The 20,531-nt window shown below is 34.8% G+C and carries 3 protein-coding genes; all 3 read left to right on the top strand.

From position 1 onward, the window contains the following. Nucleotides 1–15: 15 nt before the first annotated feature. From AC3QL1_RS18825 to AC3QL1_RS18815, 3 genes are read left to right on the top strand one after another with little or no spacing between them, the layout of a single operon-like run. Nucleotides 16–3,240 carry a type I polyketide synthase gene (locus tag AC3QL1_RS18825; protein ID WP_492493676.1) on the top strand — a complete coding sequence of 1,075 codons (3,225 nt, stop codon included), beginning with the start codon at nucleotides 16–18 and terminating at the stop codon, nucleotides 3,238–3,240. Beyond that, on the top strand, nucleotides 3,237–16,097 hold the full coding sequence (locus AC3QL1_RS18820) for an amino acid adenylation domain-containing protein (RefSeq protein WP_492493675.1): 12,861 nt from the start codon (nucleotides 3,237–3,239) through the stop codon (nucleotides 16,095–16,097). Before AC3QL1_RS18825 ends, AC3QL1_RS18820 begins: the two co-directional genes overlap by 4 nt. Further along, nucleotides 16,090–20,517 (top strand): type I polyketide synthase, encoded by a 4,428-nt coding sequence (locus tag AC3QL1_RS18815; RefSeq protein WP_492493674.1) that lies wholly within the window; start codon nucleotides 16,090–16,092, stop codon nucleotides 20,515–20,517. Before AC3QL1_RS18820 ends, AC3QL1_RS18815 begins: the two co-directional genes overlap by 8 nt. Nucleotides 20,518–20,531 lie beyond the last annotated feature (14 nt).

Genomic DNA, 20,531 nt, shown 5'->3' with positions numbered 1-20,531 from the left:
TAATTCCGGATAAAAATGAAACAAATTTCTGAAAATGATATAGCAATAATAGGAATGTCAGGACGTTTTCCCAATGCAAAAAATCTGGAAGACTATTGGCAAAACCTTCAAAATGGGATCAATAGCATTCAAAAAACAGATCAGGAACATATTACGGCGTCGGGTATTGCTGCGAATATTTTAAATCATAAAACGTTTGTAAACGCAAGCTCAAGACTGGAAGATGCCAAGTATTTTGACGCTGCTTTTTTTGGTATTTCAAATAGCGAAGCTGCCCTTATGGATCCGCAGATCAGATTGTTATTGCAAACAAGCTGGCATGCTATTGAAGATGCGGGTTATGATGTTTCACGCTCAGATCTGGCAATTGGCAATTTCTGCGGAATGTCTACGAATTCATATTTGCTAAAACTTTTACATACTAATTCGTATACCGATTTTGCAGATCCTCTTTTATACCGAATTTTAAACGAAAAAGATTTTCTGGCTACCTGGATTTCGCATAAGCTTAATCTAACAGGGCCAGTAATGACAGTACAAACAGCCTGTTCAACATCTTTGCTTGCGGTGCATTTGGCTTCTCAGAGTTTATTGAACAGAGAATGTGATATGGCACTTGCCGGCGGTGTATCTTTTGATTCTAATGAAAATGTGGGTTATATCCATACGCCTGAATCTATCTATTCTAAAGACGGAGTTTGCCGTCCTTTTGATAAAGAGGCAAGCGGAACCGTTAGCGGAGACGGCGTTGGAACTATTGTTTTAAAAAGAGCAATCGATGCCATTAACGATAAAGATTATATCTATGCTGTAATAAAAGGGACAGCAATTAATAATGACGGAGCAAACAAACAAAGTTATACGTCTCCTGGTATAAATTCACAAAGAGATGTAATTCTTGAAGCTTCGGCAGTGGCAGATATTAGCCTTGAATCAATTGGTATGATCGAAGCACACGGTACAGGAACTTTAATAGGCGATCCTATAGAAGTTGCAGCCCTTACCGAAGCATTTCGTGAGTATACAGACAAAAAGCAATATTGCGCCATTGGATCTGTAAAAGGAAATATTGGACATCTTGACGCTGCTGCCGGAATTGCAGCAATTATCAAAGCGGCCTTATGTGTCAATAAGGGAATTTTGGTTCCGAGCATTAATTTTTCAGAACCAAATCCGGCATTAAAACTGGATTCTTCTCCTTTTTATGTAAATCAGCATTGTACCGCATGGCCGGAGAATTTTGAGTTTCGACGGGCAGGAGTGAGCTCTTTTGGAGTTGGAGGAACAAATGTTCACGTTATTGTAGAACAACCACCGGTAACAGAAGAAAAAGAAGTCAGTAAACGTCCTTATGTGGTTACTTTATCTTCTTTAAACCAGCAAAATCTGCATTTACAGAAACAGCAATTAGCAGATTATATTTCTGCTCATCCAAACATAAGTCTGGCAGATCTGGAGTACACAACCATATACGGCAGAAAATCGATGCCTTACAGGTTTAGTGTGGTTTCTAATGACAAAAACGAATTGATCAACCAGTTAAACGGTGTTCAAAAAGAGATGTGTTACGAAGGACATAGCACTGGAACATCTGAAAGTGTATTCATGTTTCCGGGACAAGGAAGCCAGTATGCAAATATGACGGCAGCGTTGTATCAAAATACGACAGCCTTTAAAAAAGATATGGATTTTTGTTTTGATTACCTGAAATCACTTTCGAATATCAATTTTAAAGAAATCATTTTTTCAGATGATACACATTTATTAGAGAGAACCGAAAATACACAAATTGCCTTATTTATAGTCGAATACTGTCTTGCCAAAGAATTGCTGAGAACAGGAATTCAGCCCAACGCTATTATCGGACACAGTTTAGGAGAATATACCGCCGCTTGCATTGTGGGCTGTATCACTATAGAAGATGCCTTGAAACTGGTTTTTCACCGCGGAAGATTAATGGGAAGCATGCCGGAAGGCGATATGATTTTGGTACGCGCTAAAGAAGAAGATCTGAAATCGTTATTACTAAACTCAGTTTCTATTTGCGCCTACAACGCGGATGATAATATTGTAATTGGCGGAACAAAAGCAGATGTTGATCAACAATCTAAAATCTTAGAATTAAACAATATAGATTACAAAAAACTAAAGGTTTCGCATGCGTATCATACCAAAATGATGGAGAATGTATTAACTGCCTTTGATGCTGTATTATCTCAGGTAAAGTTTAAAACTTTTGATACAATGGTATTTTCTACCTACACAGGTGATGTGGTAGAACCGCAAGTTTTTTGTTCTAAAGAATATTGGTTAAACCAAATCATTAATCCCGTTAAGTTTTCGCAAGCGGTAAAAAATGCAGTTCCGTATTTTTCTAATCCTGTTTTTATCGAAATCGGTCCTGGAAACGGTTTGTCTTCTTTTGTAAAATCAATCTTTAATCATGAGGTTAGCACCGTTAATTTACTTTCAAAACTATCGGCTACAGATAATTCGCTGACTAATTTTTATGAAGCAAAAGCCATTCTTTGTGCAAAAGGAATACGATATAATATACCTGAAATTCACGAAGGAAAAAGAATTCCGATACCAGGTTATGTATTCTCAAAAAACAAATTTTGGAAACCAAAAGTAAACGTCAGCTTTAATGATTTTGAGGAAGTAAAAGAATCTTATCACGCTAACAGCGAAAGATATACAAGCGACAGGTTAAGAACTTCAATAGAAATCCAGCTTACAAATAATAAACTTTCAGATGAAGTATTAAACAGTTTAAACGACTTAAATACCGAGTATATAAATAATATCAAACAGCTTTTTTCGTCAGAAGAAAAAGTTACAGATCGGGTTGAAGTGTTATACAATGAGGTTTCGTTGCCTATTGAAGCCATTCAGGAAGATATAGCATTTAACCAAAAAAGAAATGTAAGTACCCTGTTTGTAGCTCCGGAAACTGATATCGAAAAAAACATTGCAGAATATTGGGGCAATGTGCTGGGGTATTCACCTGTAGGCACACACGATAATTATTTTGAAGTTGGCGGAAATTCTTTACTGGCTACCAAATTAGTAAGCCAGTTATCTGATGAATTCGAAATCACATTGTCTTTCAGGGATTTATCAGAATACGCATCCATAAAAGAATTGGCATCATTCATAGAATCAAAGAAAAGAACACTTGATTTAATAGAGGTTATTGAGATTGAGAGCGATATTAACAACAATTACATTGAGATATGAATATAGAATTATTATTGGCAGAGTTAAGAAGTAAGAATGTAAAACTTGCCATAAAAGACGATAAACTTATTTGTATTCTGCCTGAAGCAGGTATTGACGATGTTCTTTTAGGATTATTAAAAGAGCATAAAGAAGAATTAAAAAGAACCATACAAGAAAAAACAAATTTCAAAAAATATCAGGCTATTCCCAAATCTGTAGAAATGGGCAGCTATCCCTTATCGCCATCTCAAAAAAGATTATGGATGTTAAGTCAGTTTGAAGGCGGTTCTCAGGCCTACAACATGTCTTATGCCATTAAATTAATTGGAGAATTGCCGGTTATAACTTTCGAAAAATCATTCAAACAGCTTATAGAACATCATGAAGTTTTAAGAACAGTATTTAAAAATGATACGGAAACGGATGAAGTAAGACAATTTATTGTACCGGCAAACGAAATTGAATTTAAGATCACACAAGCTAATTTTTCTGCTGAAACTGATTTCGATCAAAAGTTAGAACATTACATCAATGAAAAAATTAATGAAGAATTCAATTTAGAAAAAGCACCTCTTGTAAGAGCTTCATTAATCAAGATAGCAGAAAGTGAGCATATTTTCCTCTTTAGTATGCATCATATTATCAGCGACGGTTTGTCTATGGAATTATTGATTTCAGAGATCGTGCAGCGTTATGACAATTTATTGCAGGAAAAAGAAAACAACACTATTTTACCTTTAAAATTTCAATATAAAGATTACGCAGTCTGGCTGAACGAAGAAATGCAAAAGGAGAAATACCTGAATGCAGAAAAATACTGGCTAAACAAATTTAAAGGCGAATTACCAATACTTAATTTGCCTGCTTTTAAGCAAAGACCGGCGATACAGACTTTTAATGGTGATACGCTTGAACATGTATTTTCTGAAGATTTTACCAATAAACTAAAGTCGTTTTCTGAAGATAATAAAGCAACCTTATTCATGACGTTTATGGCAGGTGTAAAAGCCTTGTTGTACCGTTATTCAGGACAGGATGATATTATCGTGGGAATACCAATTGCAGGCAGAGAACATCCGGATTTGGCAAATCAAATAGGATTGTACATCAATACACTGGTAATACGAACGCAGTTTAACGAGAAAAACACATTTGCAGAATTATTGCAAATCGAAAAAGACAATCTAATTGCGGCCAATGAACATCAGATGTTTTCGTTTGATGAACTGGTAAGAAAACTGAATGTTAAAAGAGATTTAAGCCGCTCGGCTTTATTTGATGTATTGGTAAATTTTCAAAATCAATCTCAAAACAGTTTAAATATTCAGGAAGAAATAAGCGGACTTAAACTGGAAAGATACGACTATCAAAAAAAATCATCTCAGTTTGATCTGAGTTTTAATTTCTCAGAATACAATAATCAGATCACTTTAAATATCGAGTATAATACAGATATTTATGATGTTTCGTGGGCAACTAAAATTTTCACTCATTTTGAAACACTTTTGCAAAAAGCAATAGCTCAAAAAGAAGTATTGGTAGAGCAAATTGACTTTTTGACCGATGAAGAAAAAGACGAAATTTTAAATCAATATAATAATACCAAAGTTGGGTATCCAAAAGAACAAACGGTTGTAGATTTATTCAATAAACAAGTTACAGAAACGCCTGATAATATTGCTTTAAAAGATAGTTTTCAGTCGTATACTTATGCAGAACTAGATCGTTTATCCGGAAAAATCGCCAATTATTTAATCTCGCTTCGTGGCGAAGAAGACAAATCGCCTATTGCCGTTTTGATGAACAGATCATCCGGAATGGTGGCCGTTTTATTGGGAATATTAAAATCAGGAAGACCTTATATTCCGCTTGATCCTATATTTCCGGAAGAAAGACTAAACTATATCATCAATAATAGCGAGGTTAAAATTATAATCAGCGCAGAAGAATACAGCCATATAGGAGAAGAAGTTGAAACGACCATAAAATCTGAAGATTTATTTAATGAAATCATTGATTTTAAGGAATCTGTTGCAGCAATTGCAGTTCCAAAAGATACAGCGTACATCATTTATACGTCAGGATCAACGGGAAATCCAAAAGGAGTAGAAATTGGGCATCAGTCATTGGTCAATTTCCTGACCAGCATTCAGCAAAAACCGGGAATTAGTGCAAAAGATATTTTATTTTCGGTGACAACCTATTCTTTTGATATTTCGATATTAGAATTTTTTGTTCCATTAATATCGGGCGCAGCTTTATATGTTGCAGAACAGGAAATTTTAGGAAATCCAAATGCTATCATTCAAAAATTAGAAGAAATAAAACCTACTGTACTTCAGGCAACACCAAGTTTTTATCAGATGTTGTTTAACGCAGACTGGAAAGGAAGTAAAGCTTTGAAGGTTTTATGCGGAGGAGATTTATTAAACGAAGAATTAGCGAAAAAGTTAGTCGCTGCCTGCGCAGAAGTGTGGAACATGTATGGCCCGACTGAAACTACGATCTGGTCGAGTTTAAAACAAATTGAATTTCCGAAAGATGCTTCAAACATTGGAAAACCAATCAACAACACTCAATTTTATTTATTAGATAAATATTTAAATCCGGCTCCGTTAGGTTCTGTTGGAGGAATTTATATTGGCGGTGACGGATTAGCAAAAGGATATTATAAAAATGAAGTTTTAACAAAAGAAAAGTTCATCAAAAGTCCTTTTAGCGAAGACGAATTTATATACGAAACAGGCGATTTAGGAAAATGGAATGAAAAAGGGGAAATTCAGTTTTTGGGAAGAAACGACAATCAGGTAAAAATAAGAGGATATCGTATCGAACTTGGAGATATAGAAACAGCTTTTTCCCAATATTCAAAAGACTTAAAAGAAGTTGTCGTTGTAGCAAGGGAATTAAATGCAGAAAAAGCACTGGTTGTTTATTATGTATCTGAAAATGATATCGAAAAAACAGAACTGCGCGCGTATCTGCAAGGAAAATTGCCGGAATATATGGTTCCGAATATTTATGTGGCTCTGGAAAGTTTGCCTTTAACTCCAAATGGTAAAATAGATCGTAAAAGTTTGCCGGCTATTGCCAATGAAGACATTACAAGAAAAGAATATGTTGCACCAACAAACGAAACCGAACAAAGTGTAGCCGGGATTTGGCAAAGACTTTTAAACCTTGAAAAAATAGGTATTACAGATGATTTCTTTGAACTAGGCGGACATAGTATTTTACTAACCAGATTGTTGACTGAATATCAAAAGATATTTAGAATTTCAGTAAACCTAAAAGCACTTTATGTAAATACAAGTTTAAAAGATCATGCTGTTCTTATAGCCGAATCGAAGAAAGAAAAAGACATTGCTGTAATAGAAATTGAAAAATTAGAACTTCAAAACCACTACGATTTATCTCCGTCACAGGTTCGCTATTGGCTGTTGTATAAAATTCAGGAAAAATCACAGGAATTCAATATATACAGCACACAACAATTACCGGATGATTTGAATATTCCGGCTTTTGAGAAAGCATTTAATACACTTTTAGAACGTCATGAAATTCTAAGAACCGTGTTTACGGAAGATTTGGGAATTCCGAAACAAAAAATACTGTCTCATGTTCCGGTAACGATTCCGGCTTTTAGAGATGATTTGGCGATTAGAAATGAAATATTCGATCATGAATTTGATCTTGAAACTTATCCATTGTTTAAAGTGGGTATTCTTGAAAAAGATTCTACTCATACCTTGTATTTTAATATTCACCATATTATTAGTGACGGCTGGTCTATAGATGTTATTTCGAGAGATTTAATGCGCATTTATAATGCCATTATTACAGGAGAAAAACCAAATTTACCGGAATTGCCTGTGCAATATAAAGATTATGCGTACTGGCAAAATAATCAGTTACAATCTTCAGGAATAAGTGTTTATGAAAATTATTGGAAAGAAAAACTTTCAGGATCATTGCCATATCTGCAATTACCATCTGATTATGCATCAAAAATAAAAACCAATACAGCAACTTCATCTTCGTACACCGTTTACCTGGATGAAGCACAAAAAAGAAAAGTTGAAAAACTATCAAAAGAAAATGGTATAAGCAGTTTTGCTTTATTTGTAGCAACTCTAAAAATATTATTGTTCAGACTTACGGCTGAAGAAGATATTATTATAGGAATTCCGGCAGCAAACAGAAACCATTATCAGTTAAAAGATTTAGTAGGCTGTTTTATCAATACGCTTGTTTTAAGAGACAGAATAAACGAAAACGAATCATTTTTATCGTGGCTTCAACAAGTAAATGAAACCTTAATCAATGCTTTAGCCAATCAAAATTATCCGTTTGAAAAATTGCTAGAACTGATAAAAGTAACCAGCGAAGACAATCGTTTTCCGCTTTGTCCGGTATTTATCAATATGCTTGATTTTGATTTAGAAAGCACGCAAACGATTACGGATTTTACGGCAATTCATAAAACAGTGGAATCTTCTCCAAAATTTGATCTGGAATGTTATGTAAAAACCTTTTCTAACGGTTACGTAATCAATTGTGTATACGATCACAATTTGTTCACAAAAGAAACAATCGAATATTGGATACAGGCGTATTTAAACATTATCGATCAGGTTGTAGAAAATGAACAAGAAGCGATAAATAAGATCAAAATATTCGAAGATTATATTCCGCAAAGCGAAGATTTAAAACCAACCAATCCTTTTGAATATTTTGAAAGTGCTGAAATAGAACAAAGTATTGCGCAACGATTTGAAAAACAAGTAAAAAGATTTGCTAATCGTACCGCAGTATATGCCAATCAGGTGAGTCTTACGTATGCCCAACTGAACAATTGCGCCAATCATTTAGCAGAACAAATACAGGAAAAAACAAATGCTGATACACAACGCATTGCATTACTTTTAAACCACAACGAAACTTGTGTTATAGGAATGCTTGGTGTTCTAAAAGCAGGCTATACTTACGTACCAATAGACGCAAACAGTCCTTTAAGCAGGATTCAATACATAATGGAAGATTCTGGATGTAAACATCTTGTTTGTAACGCCGTAACGCTTGATGTTGCCCTTGAATTGGTAAAAGAGGTACCGGAATTAGCGGTTATAAAAATAGAAGAAAGTTACGATCTTCCTGAAGTAGCTAATGTAGCAAATACTACAAATAGCAGTAAAGAAGCCTATATTTTATACACTTCCGGTTCTACAGGATTGCCAAAAGGCGTTATACAAAGCCAGAGAAATGTACTTCATTTTATTAGGGTTTACACCAATAATATTCACATTGCGGTTGATGATAATTTGAGTGTTTTTTCTACGTATACTTTTGATGCTTCTGTAAAAGATATTTACGGAGCGATCTTAAACGGCGCCACGGTTAGTATTTATGATATTGTAGAAAATGGTTTAGAAACACTTCCGCAATGGTTGTCAGATCAAAACATTTCGGTGATACATATGGTGCCAACGATTTACAGAAATTTTCTGAAAGGCCTGGCGAAAAATGAAATTTTGCCCAACATCAGATTAATTGATTTAGGCGGAGAATCCTGCCATAAAACCGATTTTGATTTGTTTCAGGAACATTTTGCTGAAGGTGCCTTTTTGGTAAACGATTACGGTCCGACGGAATCTACGATTGTGGCTCAGAAATTCATAAACCATAAATCTATCCTCACGAGAAATAATTTGCCTTTGGGTCAGCCTGTAGTGGAAACAGAAATTTTTCTTCTGGATGAAAACAACAACGGAAAAGGAGTTTATCAAACAGGCGAAATTGTTTTCAGGAGCGATTATCTTTCATTAGGATATTTGAACAGGGAAGAACTGACCAGTAAAGTTTTTATAAGCGGTTTTGAATCACAAGACAAAAGAATTTATAAATCTGGTGATATTGGAAAAATGCTTCCAACGGGAGAAATTGAATTCCTCCAGCGTAAAGATTCACAGGTAAAACTAAACGGCTTAAGAATCGAATTAGCTGAAATCGAATATCAGTTAGAACAGATTAATTCTATAAAGAAAGCGATTGTATTAGTTAAGGAAGTACAGGATATCAGCTACATTACAGCGTATCTAAAAGTTAATGAAAATCAGGAAATTGCCGAAATAAAAGCACTTTTGGGCGGTATATTACCTAAATACATGATTCCGTCTATTTATATTGTTATGGAAGAATTTCCTCTGACAAGAACCGGAAAAATAGATCGAAATGCATTGCCAGATCCGGTACTTTCTGATTTGAGAAAAGTGGTATATGTTGCACCAAAAAACGAAATAGAAACGCAGCTTGCTACAATTTGGGCAGAAGCTTTAAACTTAAATTTTGATGTAGTTGGAACCGAAAACAGCTTTTTTGAATTAGGCGGTCACAGTTTAGTTGTGTCTCAGGTAATAAACAGGATTCACAAGCAATTAAACAAGCAAATCACCTTTAAAGATTTCTTTTCAAATCCAACAATCCAGTCTTTATCAGTAAAACTGAAAGAAGATAATTTTATAACCATTCCGAATACGCCTTTTCAGGAAAGTTATGCTTTATCGGCTTCTCAAAAAAGATTGTGGATATTAAGCCAGTTCGAAGGTGGTTCACAAGCCTACAACATGTCGTATGCTGTGAAACTAAAAGGCGAATTAGATGCGGTCCTTTTGCATAAAGCGTTCAGAACACTTATAGAGCGTCATGAAGTTTTAAGAACTTTATTTAAATATGATGCTCAGACAGATGAGGTAAGACAATTTATCCTGCCAATTGATGCCATAAAAGTAGACTTTGATACCATTCAGCTTCATTCTGATTCCGCATTAGAAAATGAGATTGAAATCGATAACTATTTTCAAACCAGATGTAATGAAGCTTTTAATCTGGAACAAGCGCCTCTTTTAAGAAGTGGTATCATCGAAACAAAGGAAATCGAGAAAAAAGAAAAAGAGCATATTCTGTTTTTAGCCATACATCATATTATCAGCGATGGCTGGTCTATTGAATTGATTGTAAAAGAGATTGTGATCATTTACAATGCTTTTGTTCAGGGTAAAAACGCTGATTTGCCGGAATTAAAAATTCAATACAAAGATTATGCAGCCTGGCTGAATAATGAAGTTGAAAAAGAGAAATACAAATTGTCTGAACAATATTGGTTAGAGCAATTTTCAGGAACTATTCCGGTATTAGAACTGCCTGCTTTCAGAAATCGTCCGTTGGTAAAAACCTATAACGGGGATTATATCAGCCATAGTTTTTCTGCAGATTTATTACAAAAACTGCATGCTTTTTCTACCAAACACGATGTTACTTTATTCATGACTTTGTTAACCGGTATTAACGTGTTATTGAGCAAATATAGCGGTCAGGATGATATTATTATTGGTACGCCAATTGCCGGAAGGGACCATGCAGATCTGGAAAACCAAATAGGAATTTATCTCAATACACTCGCCTTGAGAACCAGTATCAATGCGGATTCTGATATTTTGGAATTGTTGGATTTTGAGAAAAAAATGATCCTGTCTGCTTATGAAAACCAAAATTATCCTTTTGATGAAATTGTAGAAAAGTTAGCCTTAAAAAGAGATACCAGCAGATCTGCACTGTTTGATGTCATGATCGTTCTGCAAAGTCAGTCAAAATTATCAGGTTTTAATTCTGGTAATCAAGGATTAGCAAATATAGAAGTTGAAAGATATAATCTTAAACGCGAGGTTTCAAAATTTGATTTAACATTTGAGTTTGTAGAAGAAAACGATTTGTTATTGAGAATTAATTACAATACAGATATCTATGACAGTTTATTTGTAGACAGATTAATTCAGCATTTTGAGATTATCATTTCAAAAATAATTGAATCGCCTGAAGAGAAAATAAAAAACATCGATTATCTGCCAAATACGGAAAAAAACAGAGTTGTATACGACTTTAATGCAACCAAAGTTGAATATCCAAAAGAGCAGACTATTGTTCAGTTATTTGAAGATCAGGCCGGAAAAACGCCAAACGAGATTGCATTAATTTTTAATGAAATTCAGTTAACTTATGCAGAAGTTAATGCAAAAGCCAATCAGTTTGCAAGCTATTTGAAAGATAAATATAAAGTGCAATCTGATGATAAAGTTGGGATAAGACTCGACAGAAGCGATGCTTTGGTTCTATCCATATTAGCCGTTTTAAAATCAGGCGCTGCTTATGTGCCAATCGATTCTGCTTATCCGCAGGAAAGAATTGATTTTATCGAAAAAGACAGTGATTGCAAAGTGATTATCGATGCTGTAGAATGGAATAATTTTCAACTGGAATCAGGGAATTATGCGAGTGATAATTTGAATCAAAAAGCATCTTCTGAAAATTCGGCTTACGTTATTTATACTTCCGGTTCAACCGGAAATCCAAAAGGAGTTGATATTGCGCATGCCTCGTTAACCAATTATCTGCTTTGGGGAAAAGACTATTACTCAGCAAACGGATCCAGAAACCTTGATTTCGGATTGTTTACATCGCTTTCTTTTGATTTAACAGTTACCAGTATGTTCTTACCGTTGATAAGCGGCGGAACTTTAACGGTTTTTGAAACTACGGATGACGTTTCAAAACTGCTTACGGATTATTTCAACAGTAATATCAGCAGTATAAAACTAACGCCTGCACACATTAGTATTTTAGAAAGTCTGGATTTATCTGCAACTAATGTAGAATTGGCGATTGTAGGTGGAGAAGCTTTATTGGAAAATCAGGTTAGGATATTGCAAAACCTAAATCCAAACATTAGAATTATTAACGAATATGGACCAACCGAAGCTACAGTTGGCTGTATTGTGTATGATGTTAAAGATGCTCAGGAAACGGTTTTAATTGGTAAACCTATAGCAAATACACAAATCTATATTCTGGACGAAGCCCTTAATCCAACAGCAATTGGCGTTACGGGAGAGTTATATATTGCCGGAAACGGATTGGCGCGCGGTTATATCAATCGCCCGGAACTAACGGCAGAAAAATTTGTAACCAATGTTTTTGACAAAGAGGTTTTAATGTACAAAACCGGCGATTTAGGAAGATGGCTGCCAAACGGAAATATTGATTATACAAGTCGTATTGACGATCAGGTTAAAATTCGCGGATACAGAATAGAATTAGGCGAACTAGAAAACCGTCTTTCAGACATTTCAGGAATTAGCCATTCTGTGGTAGCCATAAAAGAGGATAAGGGAGAAAAATATCTGGTGGCGTATTATGTAGCTGAAACGACATTAGATAAAAACCTGATTCAGACAGAATTGAGCAAAGTTTTACCAGATTATATGCTTCCGGCATATTACATTCAATTACAGGCCATACCGCTTACCACAAACGGAAAAGTCGATAAAAAAGCGTTACCAAATACATCGGTTAAAGATCTTATCCGTAAAGAATATATTGCGGCCAGAAATGCTGCAGAAGAAGAAGTTACAGCAATTTGGCAGGATGTTTTAAGAATAGATAAAATAGGAATCAAAGACAATTTCTTTGAACTGGGAGGAAATAGTTTAACGCTTATAAAAGTGGTGAATCAATTAAACAGACAATTGTCCAGAAACATCAGTATTACAGAATTTTTCCAGACGCCAACCATTGAAGAAATCGCTCATAAATTACAAGAGTTTACGTATCAGGCAATTGATAAAACAGCAGATGCAGAAAGTTATCCATTAACGGCATCTCAATTAAGGTTTTGGATTTTGAGCCAGTTTACAGAAGCTTCATTGGCTTATAATATTCCGGCAACAGTATTGTTTAAAGGCGATTTAGAGGTTCGTCAGTTAGAAAAGGCTTTTAAAGTTTTGATAGAGCGTCATGAAATTCTGAGAACCTTTTTCAAAAGCAATAATCAAGGCGATGTTCATCAATATATTTTGCCAAAAGATGCCTTGGATTTTGCTATTGCAACAGAAGATTTCAGCACATTAGAAAATCCACAGCAATCCGTAGCGGATTATTTGCATACCAGAAATTCAGAAGCATTTGATTTAGAAAAAGCACCGCTTTTAAGAAGCGCTCTTATTAAAACAAACGAAAAAGAACATGTTTTCTATTTATCGATGCATCATATTATAAGCGATGGCTGGTCAATGGAATTAATGGTAAAAGAAATTGTAATCATTTACAATGCATTGGTTCAGGGGCAAAATATTGAACTACCGGAATTAAAAATTCAATACAAAGATTATGCAGCCTGGTTAAATAACGAAGTTCAAAAAGAGAAATATAAAGTAGCTGAACAATATTGGTTAGAACAGCTTTCAGGAAATATTCCGGTATTAGAATTGCCTTCGTTTAAAAACCGTCCGTTAATCAAAACCTATAAAGGGAATGATATTACGTATACTTTCCCTAAACAGGTTTTCGAGAAATTAAAGGTTTTTTCTAACCAGTACGATGTTACTTTATTTATGACTTTAATGACTGGTATCAATGCTTTATTGAACAGATACAGCGGTCAGGAGGATATCATTATTGGTACGCCGGTTGCGGGCCGTGATCATGTTGATCTTGAAAATCAAATCGGACTTTACCTGAATACATTGGTTTTAAGAACAAGCATCGATAAAAATGCAAGTTTACTGGAATTACTTGATTTTGAAAAGAAAATGATTCTGGCTGCTTATGAAAATCAAAATTATCCGTTTGATGAACTGGTTGAAAAACTACAGTTAAAAAGAGATACCGGCAGATCTGCATTGTTTGATGTTATGGTGGTTTTACAGAATCAATCGAATGCCACGAATTCACAAAATGAAAATCTTGCCCATTTAGAAGTAGAAAACTATGCGGTAAAAAGAGATATTTCAAAATTTGATTTAACGTTTGAATTCAGGGAAGAAGAGAGTTTGTCGTTACGAATTAACTACAATACAGATATTTATGATCATTCATTTGTAGAGCGATTAATCCAGCATCTTGAAATTGTAATTTCGACATTAATAGATACGCCAGAAGTAAAAGTTCAGCAAATCAATTATTTAACGGCTGATGAAAAAAATCAAATAGAAGCAGATTATAATGCGACTATAATTGATAATCCAACAGGAAAAAGCATTGTCGATTTGTTCGAAGATCAGGTTAAAAATACCCCTGATAAAATTGCACTGGTATTTGATGAAGTGAGATTAACTTATGCTCAGCTAAATGAACAGGCGAATCAATTTGGAGCTTATGTAACAGATAAATTTAATGTAAATCCAGAAGATATTTTCGGGATTAAATTAGACCGAAGCGAGAAATTAATCATCTCTTTATTAGGTGTATTAAAATCCGGGGCGGCTTATTTGCCCTTAGATTCCAGTTATCCGCAGGAAAGACTTGATTATATAGAAAAAGACAGTAATTGTAAAGCCGTTATTACAGAAGAAGAGTGGAATCGTTTTGATTCGGAATCAAAAAAATATTCTGTTGCCAATTTAGAAAGAAGCACTTCTTTAGATCATCCGGCTTATGTAATCTACACATCAGGATCTACAGGAAATCCAAAAGGCGTAGTGATTGAACACTCTGGAATTGTAAACACGATACTTTCTCAAATCAATATTTTTGGTGTTAAACAATGTAAAAACAGTTTACAATTTGCATCCTTTTCTTTTGATGCTTCTGTATCTGAGATTTTCATCACATTATTATCCGGTAAAACGCTTTTTGTTCTAAACGAAGAAACGCGTAAAGATGTAAAACTGTTAGAAAAATACATCGTCGACAACCAGATAGACATTGCAACGATTCCGCCCGCACTTTTTAAATTATTAGAAGTAGAAAAACTAAAAGATTTAAAAGTCCTGATAACCGCTGGTGAAGCTGCCGTTTATGATAAAGTGGTCGAATATCTAGACTATGGAACTTTTTTTAATGCCTATGGCCCAACAGAAACCAGTATTTGCGCTACGATTTTCAAAATTGAAAAAGGAACGCAATTAAATTCTACTAACATTCCTATAGGCAAACCAATCGCCAATACACAGGTTTATGTCTTAAACGAATCATTATCTCCATGTCCTGTTGGAGTTTCGGGAGAACTATTTGTTTCCGGAAACGGTTTAGCAAGGGGCTATTTGCACAATCCGGTTATGACAGAACAAAAGTTTTTACCAAACCCATTCAGGGCTGGTGAGTTGATGTACAAAACAGGAGATTTAGTTCGGAAATTACCAAATGGAGACATCGATTATTTGGGAAGAATCGACGATCAGGTTAAAATTCGAGGGTATAGAATTGAATTGGGAGAAATAGAAAGTCTGCTTTCCTGTTATTCAGATGCTATTGTGCAAGGTGCCGTAGAAGCAGTGATGATCGATGGAGAAAAAACATTGGTGGCTTATTATGTGGCTCAAAATGAAATCGACAAATCTGATTTAAAAGAATATTTAGCCAAAAGATTGCCGGATTATATGGTGCCGAGTTTTTATGTGGCCTTAGATAAAATGCTTTTAACACCAAATGGCAAAACAGATCGCAAAGCCCTGCCAAGCGTGACAAGTCAGGATATTATACACAAAAAATATGTTGCCCCAAGAAATGATCTCGAAGCGCAGCTTATCAAAATCATTGCAGATCTTATCAATATCAACGAAAGTGAAGTGGGAATCAATGATAATTTTTTCGACTTAGGAATAAACTCCTTAAAACTTGTACGAATACAGGACATCATAAAATCCCAATTAGGGTATGAGATTAATATTTCGATGCTGTTTGAATTTACTAACATAAAAAATTTAGCAGATAAAATATACGAGTTAGAAAACAATACTCAAAACCACCCTGACATTCAGCAAGAAAACATACTAGAGCAATTTGACGAATTTTTAGAAGAATTAATAGACAGAAATTATGAATAGAGAATCATTAAAGAGAGACATAGCAATTGTAGGTATCTCATGTAAATTTCCAAAATCAAATGACTCAAAACAATTTTGGGAAAATTTAATTGAAGCAAACGAGATGGTTCAATTTTATACTGATGAGGAAATAAAGGAGCTCGGAATTGATAAAAAAATCGTTGATGACGCCAATTTTATCAAAAGAAAATCGTCTATAGAAAACGCAAACAGTTTTGATTATCCATTTTTTGGCTATACAAAAGAGGAAGCAAATTTAATGGATCCTCAAATCAGAATCCTGCACGAACAAGTATGGATGGCGATAGAAGATGCAGGATATGATGTCTTTAATTACAGCGATAAAATTGGAATGTATCTTACTGCCGAAGATAATTTTAACTGGATTGCACATAGTTTAACAACAGAGAATAAAAATATCGATCCTTATTTTTTGTCTCTGATCAGCAATAAAAATTTCATCAGCAGTCTCATTTCGTACAAGTTAAATCTAAGAGGACCAAGTATGGCCGTAGATACCGCTTGTTCGAGTTCGCTTGTAACGACACATTTGGCCTGCAGAAGTTTGTTATTAAGAGAATGCTCTATGGCCATTGCCGGCGGTGTAAACTTAAAAACGAATAACGTACCCGGATATTATTTCAGAGAAGGAATGATCAACTCAAAAGACGGGTATTGCAAACCATTTGACAGTGATTCATCCGGAACAACACGTGCTGAAGGAGCCGGAGTCGTAGTTTTAAAAAGGCTGGAAGATGCCATAAACGACAGGGATAATATCTATGCTATAATTCGCGCCTCGGCCGTAAATAATGACGGAAACCTGAAAGTAGGTTATACCGCTCCAAGTATAAAAGGTCAGGTAGAATGTATCACATCTGCTCATAAAATGGCAAAAGTGCCGTATAATACAATCTCGTATGTAGAATGTCACGGTACGGGAACAAAACTGGGCGATCCGGTGGAAATTGATGCTTTAAACCAGGCTTTTAATTATGATAAATCGCATAAATGTTCTGTTGGTTCGCTTAAGGCAAACATCGGACATCTTGGTAATTCTGCCGGAATTGGAGGTTTGATCAAAACAACTTTGTCGTTAAAACACAAAGCAATACCGCCATTAAAGTATTTTAAGAATCCAAATCCGGAAATCAACTTTAGCGGAGGTCCATTTTATGCCAATTCAAAAAAGGAAAAATGGGAATCCAATGATCCGTCTGTGCCATTAAGAGCCGGATTAAGCAGTTTTGGGATTGGCGGTACAAACGCCCACATGATTATTGAGGAATATCAGGACGAAACAGAATCAGGTAATTCAAGACCTTTTCAGTTAATCACGTATTCGGCTAAAAATGAAAAAGCAGTAAACCGATACAGAACCAAAATCGAAAGCTTTCTGAAAGATGAAAAATCGCAATTAAGTGACTTTTCATATACCATGAACACAGGACGCTCTGAGTTTGCGTATCGCAATTATATTGTAGAAAAAGACAGCGAAGAAGAAGTACGTAGCCAGGGAAAACACGTTACAAATGTGACTGGAAAACAGCAATTGGTTTTTATGTTTCCGGGTCAGGGAAGCCAGTATTTCAGAATGGGAAAAGGACTTTATAAACATGAAACGGAGTTTAAGGAAACAATGGATTTGGGATTCAAAATACTTTTTGACCTGACAGGAAAACAATATGAAGAAATAATTGGTTACAAAACCTGCTCAGATGTAGATCCTAACCTGATACACGAAACCATTCATACACAGCCTATTTTATTTTTGATCGAATATGCTTTGGCTTCACTTTTAATAAAATGGGATATTAAGCCCGAAAACATGATTGGTCACAGTTTAGGCGAATATGTGGCGGCTTGTATTTCTGGAGTATTTTCTCTGGAAGATGCCTTGTATTTAATTGTAAACAGAGCACAATTAATGTACAGCATCGAAAAAGGAAGCATGATTGGTATCGATGCACCATTAGAAGATATTCAGGATTTATTAAAGGATAAACTTTCTATCGCGGCCGTAAATTCTAAAACAACTTGTGTCATCTCAGGAAAAACGGAAGATATAGACTTGTTTGGACAGCTTTTAACTGAAAAAGAGATCTCATTTTCTAAGTTAAAAACATCACACGCCTTTCATTCTGCTATGATGGATCCGATGTTAGAAACCTATAAAGAAAAATTCAGCACGATTAAATTGTCGAATCCAACATTGCCGTTTATTTCGAATTTAACCGGAAAACAAATTAAAGATGAAGAAGCAACTTCACCTGAATATTGGGTAAATCATTTAAGACAAACCGTGAATTTTAACGACGGTATTGATTTAATTCTTCAAAACCGAAACAGCATTCTGGTTGAGGTTGGTCCCGGAAATACGCTTTTGTCTTTGAGCAAACAAAACAGTAACTATTCTAAGACAAATATTGGAGTTGAAACCCTAAGACGTTTTAACGAAGAAGCCGATGATAATTTGAAATTTACAAATGCTGTTGGAAAACTTTGGAGCCAGGGAATAAAAATAAACTGGTCAGCATATTATGCGCACGAAACAAGAAAAAGAATTTCTGTGCCAACGTACAGTTTTGATACCTATAAACTTGATTTTAAAGTTGATCCTTTTAGCAAAATGGGTAACAATACCACCTCTTCTTTTGAAGAATGGTTTTATGTACCAAACTGGAAAAAGTCAATTCTCAAAAAAGAGAATCAAAATACATTGGAAAATAATGCTTTCCTTGTTTTTTCTGATGAAACGGTACTTATAACGACTTTAATAAACAGGTTACGCAATGATGGATACAAAGTACTGGAAGTTAAAAAAGGATCTTCTTTTGAAATTGTAAACGAGAACGAATTAAAAATTAATCCTTTTAGCGAAGAAGATTACAAATCAATATTCAAAAATCTGGAGCAAAACAATGTACAGGTAAATCAGATTGTTTTTAACTGGGATTTTAACGAACAAAGCCAGGAAAATCTATTATCTGTATTTTCTGTACTAAATAATCTGTCTAAAAAAGTACTTGATTATTTACCGGAAAACAGAAAGAAAATAACGGTATTAAACAGCTTAAACCATCAGATTATTGGTGATGAAAACATCAACATAACGATGACTGCTTCTATAAAACAACTATATGTTTTAGCGCAGGAAAATGCAAATATATTCAGCAATAGTATTGATGTTGACCAAAATAGTGACAATGCACAGCTAGTTTCTAAAATTGCCGATGAACTTTTATACAATTATTCAGATACAACGGTCGCTTACAGAGGTACAAACAGATGGCAGGAATTTTATGAAAGAATCAGCTATAATCCTGAAAGCAAACTTTTAAAAGAAAATAAAACCTTTTTGGTAACTGGAGGTTTAGGTTCAGTTGGTAAAACAATTGCCACACATCTGGCTGATAATTATAATGCTACAGTTGTGCTTATAGGAAGAAAAAATATGCCTGTAGAACATTTATGGGAGAATCTTTTATCAGACTCCAATACTGACCTGAATACTGTAGGGATTATAAAAACGCTACAGGATTTAAAACAAAACAACAGACAAATTCATTACTATCAGTCTGATATTGCAAGTCTTAGTCAGTTAAACCAGGTTGTAGAAAAAATCGAAAAGGAGTTTGGTACTATTTCAGGCGTATTTCATGCAGCCGGAAATGTAGAACCATCCACTTTTAAACCTGTTGAAAAGTTAAAGGAGGAGATCGCTTTAAATCAATTTCAGCCTAAAGTACAAGGAACTATAAATATACATAATGTGTTTAAAAACAGAAATTTAGATTTCGTTTGGATCACATCGAGTTTAGCGTCTATTTTGGGCGGACTTACTTATGGAGCTTATGCAGTTTCAAATGCCTTTATTGATTCTTATGTAAAAAACCAGATCAGGGAACAAAACAACTGGTATGCTGTCAATTTAGACGGAATTGGTGAGAATCGCATCAATCATAAAAACCTGATTGAGATCGTTGAAAAAACACTACGTGCAGAATCCTATCCGCAGGTTATAGTTTCATTAAAAGATCCTAATGCATTTGAATTGGCAAAAGAAGCTGTTACAGAAGTTTCTGAAACTGCAGAAGACTCCTTCTTGGAACGCAACGAGTTGGGCGTGGAATATATCGCTCCGTCTAATGATATTGAATCGCAGTTGTGTGTTTTATTCCAATCCTTTTTAGGCTACAAAGAAATTGGTGTTCTGGACAACTTTTTTGATCTGGGAGCAGATTCCTTAAAAGCCATGACGTTAATGAAACGTATGAACAAACTGTTTGGCATTGAGCTGAATATCCTGGATATATTCACAAATCCGACAGTAAAAAAACTGGCCGAAAAAATTGAGCTTGACATCATGATGACCACCATGCAGGAAAAGGCCAAAGGACAGAATTCTATTATTATATAAACGGAAATGCCCAG

This window comes from Flavobacterium sp. GW823-FHT04A11 (assembly GCF_058796535.1).
Note: the sequence above shows the minus strand (reverse complement) of the source record. Positions and strands in the feature narration are given on the sequence as shown.

Excerpts from the sequence above, each read along its gene's own strand:
- AC3QL1_RS18825 (WP_492493676.1), top strand. The coding sequence starts at position 16 with ATGAAACAAATTTCTGAAAATGATATAGCAATAATAGGAATGTCAGGA.
- AC3QL1_RS18820 (WP_492493675.1), top strand. The coding sequence starts at position 3,237 with ATGAATATAGAATTATTATTGGCAGAGTTAAGAAGTAAGAATGTAAAA.
- AC3QL1_RS18815 (WP_492493674.1), top strand. The coding sequence starts at position 16,090 with ATGAATAGAGAATCATTAAAGAGAGACATAGCAATTGTAGGTATCTCA.